Source organism: Mesorhizobium sp. ISC25 (assembly GCF_042295465.1).
Lineage (GTDB): Bacteria > Pseudomonadota > Alphaproteobacteria > Rhizobiales > Rhizobiaceae > Mesorhizobium.
In genome coordinates this window covers 2,179,969-2,196,144 of record NZ_CP135441.1, presented here as the reverse complement: position 1 = coordinate 2,196,144, position 16,176 = coordinate 2,179,969, and the positions used below count along the sequence as shown (strand labels likewise).

Genomic DNA, 16,176 nt, shown 5'->3' with positions numbered 1-16,176 from the left:
ATGGCTGCTTCCGAAACCATACTCAGCGTCAAGGACCTTCGCGTCCGCTTCCGCACCCTCGACGGTGTTGTGGAGGCGGTGAAGGGCATCAATATCCACGTCAAATCAGGCGAGACTGTTGCCGTCGTCGGCGAATCCGGTTCCGGCAAGAGCCAGACGATGATGGCGGCGATGAGCCTGCTCGCCTCGAACGGCGAAGCCACCGGCACCGTCGATTATCGCGGTCGCAATCTTTTGATCTTGAGTAAGCCCGAGCTCAACAAGATCCGCGGCCGCAAGATCAGCATGATCTTCCAGGAGCCGATGACTTCGCTCGACCCGCTCTATTCGATCGGTAACCAGCTGATCGAGCCGATCCGCAAGCATCGCGGACTTGGCGCCGCTGCGGCACGCGAGGAGGCGCTCAAGCTGCTGCGGCTGGTCCATATTCCCGATCCGGAGCGGCGGATGAAATCCTATCCGCACGAGTTGTCGGGCGGCCAGCGCCAGCGCGTCATGATTGCCATGGCGCTGGCCAACGACCCCGACATATTGATCGCCGACGAGCCGACGACCGCGCTTGACGTCACCATCCAGGCGCAGATCCTCATGCTGCTCGCCGAATTGCAGCGCAAGCTCGGCATGGCGATCGTCTTCATCACCCACGATCTCGGCATCGTCAGGCGCTTTGCCGACCGGGTCTATGTGATGCGCTATGGCGAGGTCGTCGAGGAGGGCGAGGCGGAAGCGATCTTCGCCAACCCGCAGCACGCCTATACCAAGATGCTGCTCGCCGCCGAACCGACCGGCACCAAGGCGCCGCCGCCTCCGAATGCCCCTGTCCTGCTTGAAGGCAGGAACGTCGAGGTGACCTTCAAGATCGGCGGCGGATTTCTTGGCGGAGAACCGCTGTCATTGCGCGCTGTCGATCGCATTTCGATCCAGCTGAAGCGCAACCAGACCATCGGCATCGTCGGCGAATCCGGCTCGGGAAAATCGACGCTCGGCCGCGCCTTGCTGCGGCTCCTGCCCAGCGATGGCATCATCCGGCTTGGCGATCGCGACATTTCCCACGCCGACCGGCAGGCGATGCGGCCGCTGCGGCGCGAATTGCAGCTGGTTTTCCAGGATCCATTCGGCTCGCTGTCGCCACGCATGACCGTCGGCCAGATCATCACCGAGGGGCTCCTGGTCCACGAGCCCAATCTGTCGGGCAGGCAGCGCGATCTCCGCGCGGTCGATGCCTTGCTTGAAGTCGGGCTCGACCCGAACACGCGCAACCGCTATCCGCACGAATTCTCCGGCGGGCAGCGGCAGCGCATCGCCATTGCGCGCGCCATGATACTGAAGCCGAAAGTGGTGGTGCTGGACGAGCCGACCTCGGCGCTGGACCGCTCCGTGCAGAAGCAGATCGTCGAATTGCTGCGCAAGCTGCAGGCCGACCACGAGCTGTCCTATCTGTTCATCAGCCACGATCTCGCCGTCGTGCGCGCCATGGCCGACTACATTATCGTCATGAAGCAGGGCAAGATCGTCGAGGAGGGACCGGCCGAGGCGATCTTCAGCAATCCGCAGGCCACCTACACGCAGACACTGATGGCCGCGGCCATCGATGTCACGCGATTTCGCCTGAGCGCATAGCCTTGCTGGCGATCTGCCACATATCGACGTCGCACAGCACAGGCCACATGGCGCGGGTATAGCGAAGCACATTCGGGGTGACATCGTCGCCGAGCCCGGCTTCCACGCGGCAGGTGCGGAACGCCTTCTCGATGCGCTTTATCGGTTCGCCCAGACTGCCATGGACGACTGGCCCGCAGTCGCAATCGATACGCTTCCAGCGGCGCATATGGGCGATCAGCCGTGACGGCAGTCGCGCCGGCGGACGCCATTTCTTGCTTTTTTTCGCGTGCTGATCTTTGCAATAGAGCACGCCGCGGCCAAGGTCTGGCCAAGCTTCTGCGGTCTCGCCATCCCAATTGAGTTGCAGGATTGAACGATGTCGGCAGCCAGTGTAGAGCCCCACAATGATAAAGCGGCAGAGATGAGCATACTGACCGTGCTTCCGGCGCAGCCGCAAGGCCGCGCGTAGCAGTCCCGCTGCTTCCTCGCGCGTCAGCCAGCGCGCGCGCGCTGCTGGTTTGTCTGGCAAGGTGACGGACGGCTTCGCATCGAGACCGTATTCCTTGGCGCAAAAGTTGATCGCCGAGCGGAGGTCCTCAAGATCGCGACGCGGGCCTGATGTAAAGTCCTTGTCTTGCCACGCCGGCAGTAACGCAAGGCGGGTCTCCATCGCCGCGGCGTTGAGCTTGGCGATTCGCTCACGCTGTATCCGATTGCGCTCGCGCGAACGGTGCTCGACATAGGCGCGGCAGCGATCTCCATTGATGCTGGCGACCGGCTCGGTGCCGAAGAATTCGTTCAGAAAACGCATCCTGGCGAGAAATCCCTTGCGACCGGCAATCTTGGCCTGGCGCGCTTCGGTATAGGCGGCGAGGATGTCACCGACAGTCAGGCGGCGCGCATCGGTCTTAGAGATCGGCTGCTGATATTTGTCGGCGGTGGCAGGCCCGAGTTGAGGGCGCAGCATACCTGCGCCGCTAGACACCGCTGCCGTGCGGGCATGATGATGGGTCGTCACGGTGGTCCCCCTTTTCGCTGCGAACTTGTTCGTCCTGCGGACGGGGATCATTAGAAGAGGTACAAGACCGGCTCTGCAACAAGCAAAATGGGCGATAGCGCCGCGAGATACAAAGGCTTGCGAAATGCGGCGGAGGAATCGCACCGGCTTGGCTTTCCCGCCGGAATGAGTTTTGGTGAGTTCCCGGAGGGTAGCTGACAGCCGCATCAAAATGGTGGCTCGGGCTATCTCACGTTCCGGTTGCAACTGAGGTGTAAATTTCACGCCGGCCTTCACGGGACGACTTGGCATTCCGAAGCGGGGGAGGTTTCCGCTGCCTCGGAAATCTCGCTTTTTGTCGGTGACGAACATCCGCTCGCGTCGGCAATAACCGCGATCCGATGCCACTGCGGGCACCGCTGAGCCTCTCCTCGGCCAAACCTGCCTTCTTGTCGAATGTGTAGGCGCAATTTGGAAAGAGCGCCTACGGGCCCTGAACCATGCCTCCCGGGGTGGACATGTGAGCGACCCGAGACATAGGTGACGTTTTGTACCGGACACATGGGTAACACTTTTGGCTTTTGGCCGGAGGTGTTGATGCCGTGGAAAGAGTGTTCGGTGATGGAGGAACGTCTTCGTTTTGTAGCTCGCCTTCTCGACGGGGAAGGCATGAGCGATGTATGCCGGGAGTTCGGCATCTCGCGCAAGACGGGCTACAAGATCTTCAATCGCTACAAGGATGAGGGCCTCGAGGCCCTGACGGACCGCTCGCGCCGGCCGGTGCGCTATGCCAACCAGTTGCCGGTCCAGATCGAACGGATGATCATAGAGAGCAAGCGGGAGAAGCCGCACTTGGGCGCCAGGAAGATACGCGAGTTGCTGGTGCGCAAGCTCGCAGGCGATGTACGCATTCCGGCCAAGAGCACCGTTCATGCCGTGCTCGACCGCCACGGCCTTGTGAGCCAGGCCCGCAAGAGGAACCGGGCGAACAAGGCCGTGGGCACGCAACTGTCCCAGGCGACGCGGCCCAATGATCTGTGGTGCGCCGACTTCAAGGGCGAGTTCAAGCTCGGCAACGGGTTACCCGCTGACCGTCACCGACCAGGCTTCGCGCTATCTGCTGGCCTGCGAAGCCCTTGAATCGACAAAGGAGGTTCCGGTCATCGAGGCTTTCGTCCGGCTCTTCAAGGAACGCGGTCTGCCGGAAGCGATCAGAAGCGACAATGGCCTTCCCTTCGCAAGCCCCAACGGCCTCTACAATCTATCAAGGCTGTCGGTGTTCTGGCTGAGGCTCGGCATCGCGATCGAGCGCATCCGGCCCGGCAACCCGCACGAGAACGGCCGCCACGAGCGCATGCACCGCACGCTCAAGGCCGAGACCACGCGGCCGCCGGGCATGAACGCCCTCCAGCAGCAGGCCAGGTTCGATGCTTTCATGAGCGAATTCAATGACGAGAGGCCTCACGAGGCGATCCAAATGAAGATGCCGGCCGAACTCTACAGAGGTTCTTCAAGAGCCTATCAAGGTCTCCCCGAGCTGGAATATCCCTTCCATGACAAGGACATTCTCGTCACCGCCTGCGGCCGCATCTGCATGCACAGGAAGAAGATCAACATCTCCACCGTGCTCGCCGGCCAGAGGCTTGGTATCACCGAAGTCGACGACGGCATTTGGCTCGTCTCCTTCATGCACTATGATCTGGGATATATCGACTTGGAACAGAGGACCTTGCAGACCATCGACAACCCGTTCGGCACGAGGTTGTTACCCATGTCTCCGGTATAAACCGTAACCTATGTGTCCAGAATGGACCATGTTTTTTCTGGTCGGAGTGGCAGGATTTGAACCTGCGACCCCATCGTCCCGAACGATGTGCGCTACCAGGCTGCGCTACACTCCGTGACCAGACCGCGGGCTTATAGCCGCCGCGTTTGGTTACTGCAAGCGCCAATGGCAGCGCTTCTGTCGCATTTCTTTCGGTTTCGCCGCCACGTCTACAGGTTTCAGTTTCCTGTCGCACAAACACGGCTTAAAGGGGCTTCTGGGTAATCGTCCACTTGCCTCGAAGCACCTGATTCAGCCGCCTGGAGTTTGCAGCCTTGTCGATGAAGATCGTTAGCGATGTCAGACCAAACACTTTTGAGTTTGAAACCTCGGCGCTGATCAAGCCGTCCGGGTTTCGCGAATATGATGCGCGCTGGTGGTTCGGCCATCCCGGCTCGAACGAGCCGCCGGAACTCAATCTGATCGGCGTCCAGGCGCTCGGCATGGGGCTCGGCACGCTGATCCGTCGCCTGGGTGCCGGACCCGACATCGTCACCGGTCACGATTTCCGTTCCTATTCGCTTGCCATCAAGCTGGCGTTGGTTTCCGGGTTGATGGCGGCCGGCGCACGGGTCAGGGATGTCGGGCTGGCCCTGTCGCCTATGGCTTATTTCGCCCAGTTCGCGCTCGACACGCCGTCCGTCGCCATGGTCACTGCCTCACATAACGAGAATGGCTGGACCGGCGTCAAGATGGGCGCGGCGCGCCCGCTGACTTTTGGTCCGGAGGAGATGAGCGCCTTGAAGGCGATCGTGCTCTCAGGCGATTTCGACCTTGTCGGTGGTGGCTCCTATGACTTCGTTGCGGATTTCCGCAAAACCTACCTTGACGACCTGACAGCGGGCAAGCGTATCTCCAGGAAGCTCAAGGTGGTAGCCGCCTGCGGCAACGGCACCGCCGGGGCTTTCGCTCCCGAGGCACTGGAAAGGATCGGCTGCGAGGTGATCCCGCTCGACGTCGAGCTCGATCATACGTTTCCCAACTACAATCCCAACCCCGAAGACATGCAGATGCTGCACGCCATTCGCGACAAGGTGCTGGAAACGGGCGCCGATGTCGGGCTCGGTTTCGACGGCGACGGCGATCGCTGCGGCGTGGTCGACAATGAAGGCAACGAGATCTTCGCCGACAAGGTCGGCGTCATGCTGGCGCGCGACATCTCGCACCTCTACCCAGGCTCGACTTTCGTCGTCGACGTCAAGTCGACCGGATTGTTCATGACGGACAAGGTGCTGCGGGAAAATGGCGCGGTCACCGACTATTGGAAAACCGGTCACTCCTATATCAAACGGCGCGTCGCCGAACTCGGCGCCGCCGCCGGTTTCGAAAAATCGGGCCATTTCTTCTTCAATCCGCCGATCGGCCGCGGCTATGACGATGGCCTGGTAACGGCCATCGCCATATGCCAGATGCTGGATCGCAGCCCGCAAAGCAGCATGGCCGACCTCTATCGCGATCTGCCGCTAACCTTCGGCACGCCGACCATGTCGCCACACTGCGCCGACGAGCTCAAATACGGCGTCGTCGAGCGCGTCGTAGGCGACTTTCGCAAGATGAAGGACGAGGGCGCGGTCTTCGCCGGCCAGAAGATAGCCGAACTGATCACCGTCAACGGCGTCAGGGTCGTGGCGGAGGATGGTACCTGGGGGCTGGTGCGGGCATCATCGAACAAGCCGGAGCTTGTGGTGGTGGTCGAAAGCCCGATATCGTCCGAGCGGCGGCGGCAGATGTTCGAAGCCGTCGACGCGGTGCTGCGCCGCAGCCCGGAAGTCGGCGCCTACAATCAGACCTTTTGAACGCGGGGCTTGTTTTCATGACCGAACGGATCGTCAGTTTTGTGATGAGCGGCGGCGTCGGCTCGCGGCTGTGGCCGCTGTCGCGCGAGGACAATCCCAAGCAGTTCCATGATTTCTCAGGCGACGGCTCGATGCTGGCCAAGACGCTGCGCCGGCTGACCGCGCGGCCGGAAGGCGAAACGCCGGTTTTCCTGATTGCGTCGGAAAGGCATGCCGACCGCGTTCATGCCGACATTGCCGGTCACGAGCTTTCCGGCGGCGGTCCACTGTTCGAGCCGACCGGACGCAACACTGCCGCGGCCGTCGCTTTAGCAAGCCTGCGCACCTTGTCGGAATTCGGCGACAGCCTGGTGCTGGTGGTGCCGTCCGACCATGAGATCGCGACCGCGCAGCAATTCTGGCGGAGCGTCGAGGCCGGCACGGCGGCCGCGCGCCAAGGCAGGCTGGTGGTGTTCGGCATCAAGCCCGCCCAACCCGAGACCGGTTATGGCTACATCGAGGTGGCCGGCGAGCGCGATGGTATCTGCGATGTCTCGCGTTTCGTCGAAAAACCCGATCTCGCCACCGCGCAGAGCTATCTCGAGGCCGGCAATTTCTACTGGAACACCGGCATCTTCCTGTTTCGCGCCAGTGCCATGCGCGACGCGTTCATGGCTTTCCAGCCAGACATCTGGAGCGCCACAGAGGCTGCCTACCAGGCTGCGACATCGGACCTTTCCGGCCTCTACATGCCTCTGGAGCTCTATGCCGCCATCCCATCGACATCGATCGACTATGCGATCATGGAGCGCGCCAGCGGCATCGCCATGGTGCCGGCCGGCTTTCGCTGGAACGATCTCGGCTCGTGGCAATCGCTGCTCGACGTCGGCCCCTCCGACACGCAGGGCAATGTCATCGTCGGCGACGTCGTCGCCATCGATTGCGAGAACTCCTATATCCGCAGCGACGGCCGCCTGCTGTCGGCCATAGGCCTGAAGGACGTCGCCATCGTGTCGACCGCCGACGCCACTTTCGTCGCTCCGGTCAGCCACAGCCAGAACGTCAAGAAGATCGTCGAGCAGCTCGAAAAGAGCGGCCGCCTGGAGACCAGGTTCACGCCCGCCGACGATCGTGTCATCGAAAGCGGCGCCTGGCAGCGCCGCGTGCACCATTGGCTGTTCGAGGAGACGGTGCCGTTATGGTCGACGGTCGGCGTCGATGAGCGCCATGGCGGGTTCCACGAAGCGCTCGGCTTCGATGCCGCCCCGCTGATGAAACCCAAGCGCATGCGCACACAGGCCAGGCAGATCTACGCCTTCGCCGTCGCTAAGGCGCGCGGCTGGAACGGCCCAGCCGATCGGCTGATCAGCCACGGCCTCGAATTCATGGCCAGGCACGGACGTACCGACAATGGCGGCTGGGTACGCACGCTCAACGTCGACGGCACCGTCGCCGACGCAGCCGAGGATGCTTACGACCATTCCTGCGTGCTCCTGGCGCTGGCGCATGCCCATATGTGCGGCAATCCCGATGCGTTGCGGCTTGGCGAGGAGACTTTTGCGTTCATCGACGCGCATCTCGAGGACGAGCGCCTGACCGGCTTCCGCGAGACCTCGAGCGGCGAGGGCGAGCGCCGCTCCAACCCGCACATGCATCTGCTCGAGGCGTTTTTGGCCTGGCATCAGGCGACCGGCGAGCGCGCCTATCTTCGCCGCGCCGCGCGTATCGTCGATCTGTTCCGCAGCCATTTCTTCGACCCGGAGAGCTGGACACTGGGTGAGTATTTCGACAATGAATGGCGGCCGGCCCCTGGCGAGAAGGGCACGTGGACCGAACCGGGCCATCATTTCGAATGGGCCTCGCTGCTGGTCGACTTCGCCGGCCGTAGTGGCCAGAGCGGGTTGACAGGGCTCGCCCGGAAACTTTATGCGTCGGCAATTGCCAATGGCCTGAACCGCGCCACAGGCCTCGCCTACGGCGCGGTCTCGCGGCAAGGACTGCCGCTCGACCGCGTCTCGCGCAGCTGGCCGCAGGCCGAAGCGATCAAGGCGGCGATCGCGCTGGACGGTTCGGGCGGTCCCGACCTGAAGCCGGAAATCGAGGCGCGTGTCGGCCGGCTGTTCCGCTGGCACATCAATCCGGCACCGCTCGGCCTGTGGATCGACCGCATCGACGAGCGTGGCCGCTCGCTGGCAAGCGAGGTGCCGGCCAGCATCTTCTATCATCTCGTCTGCGCGCTGACGCAGTATCTGGACGGCACCGCCCGCAAGGATCAGTATGGGCTGGCGACGTCCCCCGTCTCGACATAGACCGACTTCAGCTGCGAATAGAGTGCCAGTGCCGCGAGCGAATTCTCGCGGCCGATGCCGGACTGCTTGAAGCCGCCGAAGGGGATTTCGACCGGCGTCAGATTGTAGGCGTTGATCCAGCAGGTGCCGGCCTGCAATTCGGCGATGACACGGTGGGCGCGCGCCAGGTCGCGTGTGAACACGCCGGCGGCGAGCCCGAATTCGGTATCGTTGGCGCGCTCGATCACCTCGTCCTCGCTGTCGAACTTCAGCACGCTCATCACTGGCCCGAAAATCTCCTCGCGCGCGATGCGCATCGTGTCGGTGACACCGGTGAACACGGTCGGCTCGACGAAGAAGCCGCCCTGGAAACCCTGCAGCGAAGGCACATTGCCGCCGCAGGTGAGTACCGCGCCATCCTGTTTGCCCGCTTCGATGTAAGAGACCACCTTGTCGTGCTGCGCCTTGGAGACCAGCGGCCCCATCTGCGTGTCCGGATCGAGCGGATCGCCGATGCGGATTTTCTTGGTCCGTTCGGTCAGCCTGTCGACGAAACGGTCATGGATGCTGCTCTGCACGAACACCCGCGTGCCGTTGGAGCAGATCTGGCCGGTCGAATAGAAATTGCCGAGCATCGCGCCGCCGATGGCGTTTTCGAGGTTGGCGTCTTCGAAGACGATCAGCGGCGACTTGCCGCCGAGCTCCATCGTCGCGCGCTTCATCTTCGAGCCGGCAAGCGACAGCACCTTGCGGCCGGTCGGCACGGAGCCGGTCACCGAGACCTTGGCGACGACCTCATGGCCGACAAGGCCGGCGCCGACGTCGCCAAAACCCTGCACGACGTTGAACAGCCCGTCCGGCAGCCCGGCCTCGGTATAGATCTCGGCGAGCGCCAGCGCTGAAAGCGGCGTGCTCTCCGACGGCTTGAACACCATCGCATTGCCCATGGCGAGCGCCGGTGCGGATTTCCAGCCGGCGATCTGGATCGGGTAGTTCCAGGCACCGATGCCGACGCAGACGCCGAGCGCCTCGCGCCTGGTATAGGCAAAGGGTCCGCCGAGATCGACGGCCTCGCCATTAAAGGCGGCGACCGCGCCGCCGAAATATTCGAGGCAGTCCGCGGCTGAAGGCGCGTCCGCAACCAGCGTCTCCTGGATCGGCTTACCGGTATCCAGCGTCTCGATGCGCGCCAGATCGGCATTGCGCGTGCGCAAAATGTCGGCGGCGCGGCGCAGGATGCGGCCGCGTTCGACCGGCTTCAGCCGCGCCCAGGCGGGTTGTGCCGCACGCGCCGCCTCGATCGCGAGCTCCAGCACGTTCGGCGTCGCCGAGCGCAGCATGGCGATGGTCTCGCCGGTTGCAGGATAGATTACCGGCAGCGGCGCGCCGCGCTCGTCGTCGATATAGCGGCCGTTGACATAATGCGATGCCGTTGGCTGGGCGCGCATGACTGTTCTCCAAATCGTCTTTTCGCGGCATCGGAATATGCGTCCGCCGGATCATGGCCTATCTGTCCGACGCCTGCCAGCGCGGATTGATCCATGGTTCCTGGTTGGACGGTGGCAGCGGCGTACGCCCGAGAATGTGGTCGGCGGCCTTCTCGCCGGTCATGATCGACGGCGCGTTGAGATTGCCGTTGGTGACGCGTGGAAAGATAGAGGAATCGGCGACCCGAAGCCCTTCGACGCCAATGACGCGGCATTCCGGATCGACGACGCTCATCGCATCATCGGCACGGCCCATCTTGCAGGTGCCGCAAGGGTGGTAGGCACTTTCGGCGTGGTCGCGAATGAAGGCGTCGAGCTCCTCATCCGATTGCACATGCGAGCCCGGCGACAGTTCCTTGCCGCGGTACGGATCGAAGGCCGCTTGCCCGAAGATCTCGCGGGTCAGCCGGATGCAGTGGCGGAACTCCGTCCAGTCGTCCGGATGCGACATGTAGTTGAAGCGGATCACCGGCTTCGATTTGGGATCGGGCGAGCGCAGCGTGACCGAACCGCGCGACTTCGACCGCATCGGCCCGACATGCGCCTGGAAACCATGCGCCTTCGCCGCCGCCTTGCCGTCATAGCGGACCGCGGCCGGGATGAAGTGATACTGGATATCGGGATAATCGACGCCGGCGCGCGAGCGCACGAAGGCGGCCGCCTCGAAATGATTGGTGGCGCCGAGGCCGGACTTGAAGAACAGCCATTGTGCCCCGATCAGCGCCTTCGAAAACGGGTTCAGCACCGAGTTCAGCGTGATCGGCTTCGTCGATTCCTGCTGGATGTAGAGTTCCATATGGTCCTGCAGATTGCGGCCGACTCCGGGCCGGTCGACAATCACCGGAATGCCGTTCTCCCTAAGGTGCTGGCCGGGGCCGATGCCGGACAGCATCAGGATCTTGGGCGAGTTGATCGAGGACGCGGCAACGATCACCTCGCGCCGCGCTCTGACCACCTGAATCCGTTTGCGCACTTCGATCTCGACGCCGGTGGCGCGTTGATTCTCGATGATTACCCGCCGGGCGAAACCCTTAACCAGGCTGACATTTTTCCGCCTCAGCGCCGGCCTCAGATAAGCGCTCGCCGCGGACCAGCGACGGCCGCCGCGAATGGTCTGCTCCATCGGCCCAAAGCCTTCCTGCTTCGCGCCGTTATAGTCGTCGGTCAGCTCGAAGCCGGCCTGACGGCCTGCCTCGACGAAGGCGCCATAGAGTGGGTTCGTCCTCGAGCCGCGCTGCACAGTCAGCGGGCCGCCATGGCCGCGCCAGCCATCCTCGCCGCCTGCGCTGTCCTCCATGCGCTTGAAATAGGGGAGCACGTCGGCAAAGCCCCAGCCGGCCGCGCCCTGTTCAGCCCAGTGGTCGAAGTCGCGGGCATGGCCGCGCACATAGACCATGCCGTTGATCGACGACGAGCCGCCGATCACCTTGCCGCGCGGCGTCGCCAGCACGCGGCCGCCGAGGTGCGGCTCCGGCTCGCTGGCAAAGCCCCAGTCGTAGAGGCTCATATTGAGCGGGATCGACAGCGCCGACGGCATCTGGATCAGCGGCCCGATATCGCTGCCGCCATATTCGATGACGATCACCGAATGCTTGCCGTCCTCCGACAGCCGGTAGGCCATGGCCGAACCGGCCGAGCCGGAGCCGATAATGACGAAATCCGCTTCAAGCATAGTTCATGCGCGTCCATGGTTCATATGCGCAATGAAATCGGCCAGCGAGACGTTGCCGCCGGTTGCCATTACGAGAACGGTCTTGCCGGTCACGTCGACCTTGCTGCCGAAGAACGCCGCCAGCGAAGCAGCGCCGGATGGTTCGAGCACCAGCTTCAGCCGCTCGAAGGCGAGGCGCATGGCGCGCCGCACCGAAGCATCGTCGACGGTGACGCCGCGAACGCCGGCGGCCTTCACCGCTGCGAACGGCGCGTCGCCGGGCCGCCGCGACATCAGCCCGTCGCAGATCGATTTCGGCCCGATCGGCATGGTTTCGATCGCGCCATGCGCCAACGACGAGCCCATGCCGTCAAAACCTTCCGGCTCCACGCCGATGATCTTCGTGGCTGGCGACAGGTAGTGGAAGGCCAGCGAAACACCGCCGATCAGGCCGCCGCCGCCGACCGAGCAGAACAAGAGATCGGCCTCGGCTTGCCTGGCGGCGAGCTGGTCGAGTGCCTCCAGCCCGGCACCGGCCTGGCCGGCGACGATCTCCGGATCGTCGAACGGGTGCAGCAGTGCCAGGCCTTCGCTCGCGGCGATCTCGTGCGCCTTGGCGGCGGCGACTTCCTCACGCGCGCGCTCGCCATGGTCGGTCAGCACGACACGGGCGCCATAGCCCGACGTGGCATCGCGTTTGGCGGCCGGCGCGTCGATCGGCATGACGATGGTTACGGGAATGCCAAGCGCCTGGCCTGCCGCTGCCAGCCCTTGCGCGAAATTGCCGGAGGAATAGGCGACGACGCCCATTTTGGCTTCGTCGGGCGACAGCCGCTTCAGCCGCCAATAGGCGCCGCGCACCTTGAACGATCCGGCCCATTGCAGCGACTCGGCCTTGACGAAGACGCGGGCGGCGCCGGTCTCGCGGGCGAGTGCCGCCGATTCCAGCAGCGGTGTGATCTGCGTCGCCTTCGAGGTGACGGCATAGGCCTGCCTGAGGTGGTCGACAGAGGGGACGAGACTGTCTGCCATCATTTGCCTCGCGGGAAGCGCTTCTGCTCTTCGAGCAGGTCGAGGTTCATGTGATTGCGCATGTAGCGCTCCGATGCTTTCTGCAGCGGCTGGAATTCCCAAGGATAATGGGTGCCGTTGCGCAGCGCCGGGTAGACCACCCAGCGGCGTGCCTGGCTGGCACGCACCGCGGCATCGAACGCCGCCATGTCCCAGCGCGCCCGCACTTTGTCGGTGAAAGCGGCCACCAAAGCCGCATTGGCCGGATCGGCGGCGAGGTTGGTCAATTCCCGCGGATCTGATTCAAGATCAAACAGTTGCGGCGGGTCGATCTCGCAATGGATGAATTTGTAGCGGCCCTCGCGCATCGCCACCATCGGCGCATTGGAGCCTTCGGCCGCATATTCCATCAGCACCGGCGCGGAGCGTTTCTTTCCGCTTAGCAGCGGCAGCAGCGACTGGCCGTCGGTCCACGGCGCAATCGCGCTGATGTCGATGCCGGCGAGATCGCAAAGCGTCGGCGTCACGTCGAGATTGGAAACCGGCGTCTCGATCAGCCCGGCGTGTATGCTCTTGCCGGCGATCATCAGCGGCACCCGCGCCGAACCCTCGAAAAAGCACATCTTGAACCACAGCCCGCGCTCGCCGAGCATGTCGCCATGGTCCGAGCAGAACAGGATGATCGTGTCGTCGAGCATGCGCGTAAGCTCGAGCACGGACAGCAATTCGCCGAGCTTGTCGTCGAGATATGAGATGTTGGCGAAATAGCCGCGCCGCGCGCGGCGGATCTGCTCCGTGGTGATATCGAAGCTGTCATAGTCGCTGGCGCGGTAGAGTCGCTGCGAATGCGGGTCCTGCCTGTCGTAAGGAATGAAGCCGACCTCAGGCTCAAGCGCCGGGCAATCCTCGTAGAGGTCCCAGTAGCGCCGCCGTGCGACGTAGGGATCGTGCGGATGGGTAAAGGAAACCGTCAAGCACCAGGGCCGATGTGCGGCATCGTCGGAGACGCGGGCAAAATCATAAAGCTTCTGCACTGCATGGAAGGCGACCTCGTCGTCATATTCCAGCTGGTTGGTGATCTCGGCGGTACCGGCGCCGCTCACCGAGCCGAGATTGTGATACCACCAGTCGATGCGCTCGCCGGGTTTGCGATAGTCGGGTGTCCAGCCGAAATCGGCCGGATAGATGTCGGTGGTCAGCCGCTCCTCGAAACCGTGCAACTGGTCCGGCCCGACGAAATGCATCTTGCCGGAGAGGCAGGTGTGATAACCTGCGGCGCGCAGATGATGGGCAAAGGTCGGGATCGAAGACGCGAATTCGGCGGCGTTGTCATAGACCCCGGTGCGTGACGGCAACTGGCCGCTCATGAATGCGGCGCGGCCCGGCGCGCAGAGCGGCGAGGCGGTGTAATTGTTGCAAAAACGCGCCGAACGTGTGGCCAGCGCCTTCAGATGCGGCGCGTGCAGGAAGTCCGCCGGCCCATCCGGAAACAGCGTTCCGTTGAGCTGATCGACCATCACGATCAGAATGTTGGGTCGCTTGGATGTCACTGCTTCTGCCGTCCGCTGAGCTTCGTTTCGAGATAGTCCTCGACCAGTGCAATCGCGGTCGCGGCATCGGGGACGCCGTCCTTCAGCGCGCGCCTGATATAGAGCCCGTCGATCAGTGCCGCCGTCGCTTCGGCGACCCGGTCGGCCTCGCTTCTCGGCAGGATGCCGGCCAGCCCGCTGAGCAGATTGGAATGCAGCCGCCGCGCATAGACCTTGAGCAGCCGGCGAAGTGCTACCGATTTCTGCGCCTCGACATAGAAGGCGAGCCAGGCGGCGATCGTTTCGGGCTGGAACTGGATGTCGGAGAAATTGACCGCGACCACTGCCGAGACGCGCCGGCGCGCCGTGCCGGCCGCGCGAAGTGCACGGCGCGTGTCGGCGGTGAGCTCGCTCAGGATATGCCGCATCGTCGCCAACAGCAATTCGTCCTTGGCGCCGAAATAATGGTGGGCAAGCGCCGAGGACACGCCGGCACGCCCGGCGATTTCCGACATCGTCACATCAAGCGAGCCGCGCTCGCCGATCGCCGAGATCGTTGCGTCGATGAGCGCCCTGCGGCGCAACGGCTCCATTCCGAGTTTCGGCATTCCTGCTCCGGCCTTTTGCGGCAAAGATTATTTTTTATTGACGCATCAATCAACAAAAATCCAGCCTAATTTGCTGGCAAAAGCCAGGCACGATGACCAGATGATCAAGATCAAGCGATTGTGCGGTTCTGGCCCCTTCACGAAGCCGGCGCAACGGTTCATGCTTGAACAATGCTGATGCGCGCGCAGTATCGCGTAGCCCGGTCCACAGGATGGAGATCGCCATGACAGCATGCATCGTCGGTTGGGCGCATTCGCGCTTCGGCAAGCTCGAAGGCGAGACGCTGGAGGGCCTGATCACCAAGGTGGCAGTCGAGGCGCTCGATCATGCCGGCATCGGTCCGGATGACGTCGACGAGATCGTGCTCGGCCACTTTAACGCCGGGTTTTCCGCCCAGGATTTCACCGCGAGCCTAGTCCTCCAGGCCGATGACCGGCTGCGCTTCAAGCCGGCGACCCGCGTCGAGAACGCCTGCGCCACCGGCTCGGCGGCGGTCAGGCAAGGCATCCGCGCCATCGACGCCAATGCCGCCCGTATCGTGCTGGTGGTCGGCGCCGAGCAGATGACGACGACGCCCGGTCCCGAGATCGGCAAGAACCTGCTCAAGGCCTCGTATCTGCCGGAGGACGGTGACACGCCGGCAGGCTTCGCCGGCGTCTTCGGCAAGATCGCCCAAGCCTATTTCCAGCGCTACGGCGACCAGTCGGATGCGCTGGCGATGATCGCCGCCAAGAACCACAAGAACGGCGTCGACAATCCCTACGCGCAGATGCGCAAGGATTTCGGCTACGAGTTCTGCCGGCAGGAAAGCGAGAAGAACCCCTTCGTCGCCGGTCCGCTGAAGCGCACAGACTGCTCGCTGGTGTCGGACGGTGCCGCCGCGCTTGTCCTTGCCGACACGGCCACGGCGCTGAAGATGCGCCGCGCGGTCGCCTTCCGCGCCAATGCGCATGTGCAGGATTTCCTGCCGATGTCGAAGCGCGACATTCTCGCCTTCGAAGGCTGTGAGCAGGCCTGGAACCAGGCGCTGAAGCAGGCGGGCGTGACGCTCGGCGACCTGTCCTTCGTCGAGACGCATGACTGTTTCACCATCGCCGAAATGATCGAGTATGAGGCGATGGGCCTGGCAAAGCCGGGCGAGGGCGCTAAGCTGGCCTTGGATGGCGAGACGGCGAAAGATGGAAGGCTGCCGGTCAATCCGTCGGGCGGGCTGAAGGCCAAGGGCCATCCGATCGGCGCCACCGGTGTATCGATGCATGTGCTGAGCGCCATGCAGCTCGTCGGCGAGGCGGGCGGCATCCAGGTACCGGGAGCAAAGCTCGGCGGCATCTTCAACATGGGCGGCGCCGCGGTCGCCAACTACGTTTCCATTCTCGACCGGATCAGATAAACCCGCCCGCAG

General features: G+C 63.4%; 11 protein-coding genes, 1 tRNA gene and 1 pseudogene. 5 read left to right on the top strand and 8 right to left on the bottom strand.

The window, feature by feature from the left end; translation table 11 throughout:
* Positions 1-1,620, top strand: coding sequence for an ABC transporter ATP-binding protein (locus tag RQ479_RS11130; protein ID WP_376705089.1), 1,620 nt, complete (start codon positions 1-3; stop codon positions 1,618-1,620).
* Here RQ479_RS11130 and RQ479_RS11125 read toward each other — a convergent pair.
* The gene (locus RQ479_RS11125) at positions 1,595-2,971 is read right to left on the bottom strand and encodes a hypothetical protein (RefSeq protein WP_376705088.1); all 1,377 of its coding nucleotides are present in this window, start codon (positions 2,969-2,971) and stop codon (positions 1,595-1,597) included. The two genes, RQ479_RS11130 and RQ479_RS11125, sit on opposite strands and share 26 nt — an antisense overlap.
* Positions 2,972-3,196: 225 nt before the next feature.
* Between RQ479_RS11125 and RQ479_RS11120 the strand changes: the two are divergent.
* Positions 3,197-4,385: pseudogene (locus tag RQ479_RS11120) on the top strand (integrase core domain-containing protein).
* Between the two features lie 38 nt (positions 4,386-4,423).
* On the opposite strand, the gene RQ479_RS11115 reads toward RQ479_RS11120, so the two are convergent.
* Positions 4,424-4,500, bottom strand: a tRNA-Pro gene (locus RQ479_RS11115).
* A 205-nt stretch (positions 4,501-4,705) separates the two neighbouring features.
* Between RQ479_RS11115 and RQ479_RS11110 the strand changes: the two genes are divergently transcribed.
* Entirely contained in the window at positions 4,706-6,220 is a 1,515-nt protein-coding gene (locus RQ479_RS11110) for a phosphomannomutase/phosphoglucomutase (protein ID WP_376705087.1), read from the top strand.
* Positions 6,221-6,237: 17 nt separating this feature from the next.
* Complete coding sequence (locus tag RQ479_RS11105) at positions 6,238-8,508, top strand: AGE family epimerase/isomerase (RefSeq protein WP_352468528.1); 2,271 nt, start codon at positions 6,238-6,240, stop codon at positions 8,506-8,508.
* On the opposite strand, the gene betB is transcribed toward RQ479_RS11105, so the two are convergent.
* Genes betB through RQ479_RS11075 form a run of 6 tightly spaced genes read right to left on the bottom strand, consistent with a single transcriptional unit; the run spans position 8,472 to position 14,999 of the window.
* Complete coding sequence (betB, locus tag RQ479_RS11100; protein ID WP_376705086.1) at positions 8,472-9,935, bottom strand: betaine-aldehyde dehydrogenase; 1,464 nt, start codon at positions 9,933-9,935, stop codon at positions 8,472-8,474. The genes RQ479_RS11105 and betB overlap by 37 nt on opposite strands.
* Positions 9,936-9,993: 58 nt before the next feature.
* Positions 9,994-11,646 (bottom strand): choline dehydrogenase, encoded by a 1,653-nt coding sequence (gene betA / locus RQ479_RS11095; RefSeq protein WP_376705085.1) that lies wholly within the window; start codon positions 11,644-11,646, stop codon positions 9,994-9,996.
* A gap of 3 nt (positions 11,647-11,649) precedes the next feature.
* On the bottom strand, positions 11,650-12,657 hold the full coding sequence (locus RQ479_RS11090; protein ID WP_376705084.1) for a pyridoxal-phosphate dependent enzyme: 1,008 nt from the start codon (positions 12,655-12,657) through the stop codon (positions 11,650-11,652).
* Positions 12,657-14,186: a choline-sulfatase gene (gene betC / locus RQ479_RS11085; RefSeq protein ID WP_376705083.1), complete on the bottom strand. Its 1,530-nt coding sequence runs from the start codon at positions 14,184-14,186 to the stop codon at positions 12,657-12,659. Before betC ends, RQ479_RS11090 begins: the two co-directional genes overlap by 1 nt.
* A complete protein-coding gene (gene betI, locus RQ479_RS11080) occupies positions 14,183-14,773 on the bottom strand; it encodes a transcriptional regulator BetI (protein ID WP_376705082.1) in 591 nt (196 codons plus the stop codon). Before betI ends, betC begins: the two co-directional genes overlap by 4 nt.
* A 49-nt stretch (positions 14,774-14,822) precedes the next feature.
* Positions 14,823-14,999 carry a hypothetical protein gene (locus RQ479_RS11075; RefSeq protein ID WP_376705081.1) on the bottom strand — a complete coding sequence of 59 codons (177 nt, stop codon included), beginning with the start codon at positions 14,997-14,999 and terminating at the stop codon, positions 14,823-14,825.
* Here RQ479_RS11075 and RQ479_RS11070 point away from each other — a divergent pair.
* A complete protein-coding gene (locus RQ479_RS11070) occupies positions 14,998-16,164 on the top strand; it encodes an acetyl-CoA acetyltransferase (protein WP_376705080.1) in 1,167 nt (388 codons plus the stop codon). The two genes, RQ479_RS11075 and RQ479_RS11070, sit on opposite strands and share 2 nt — an antisense overlap.
* Positions 16,165-16,176 lie beyond the last annotated feature (12 nt).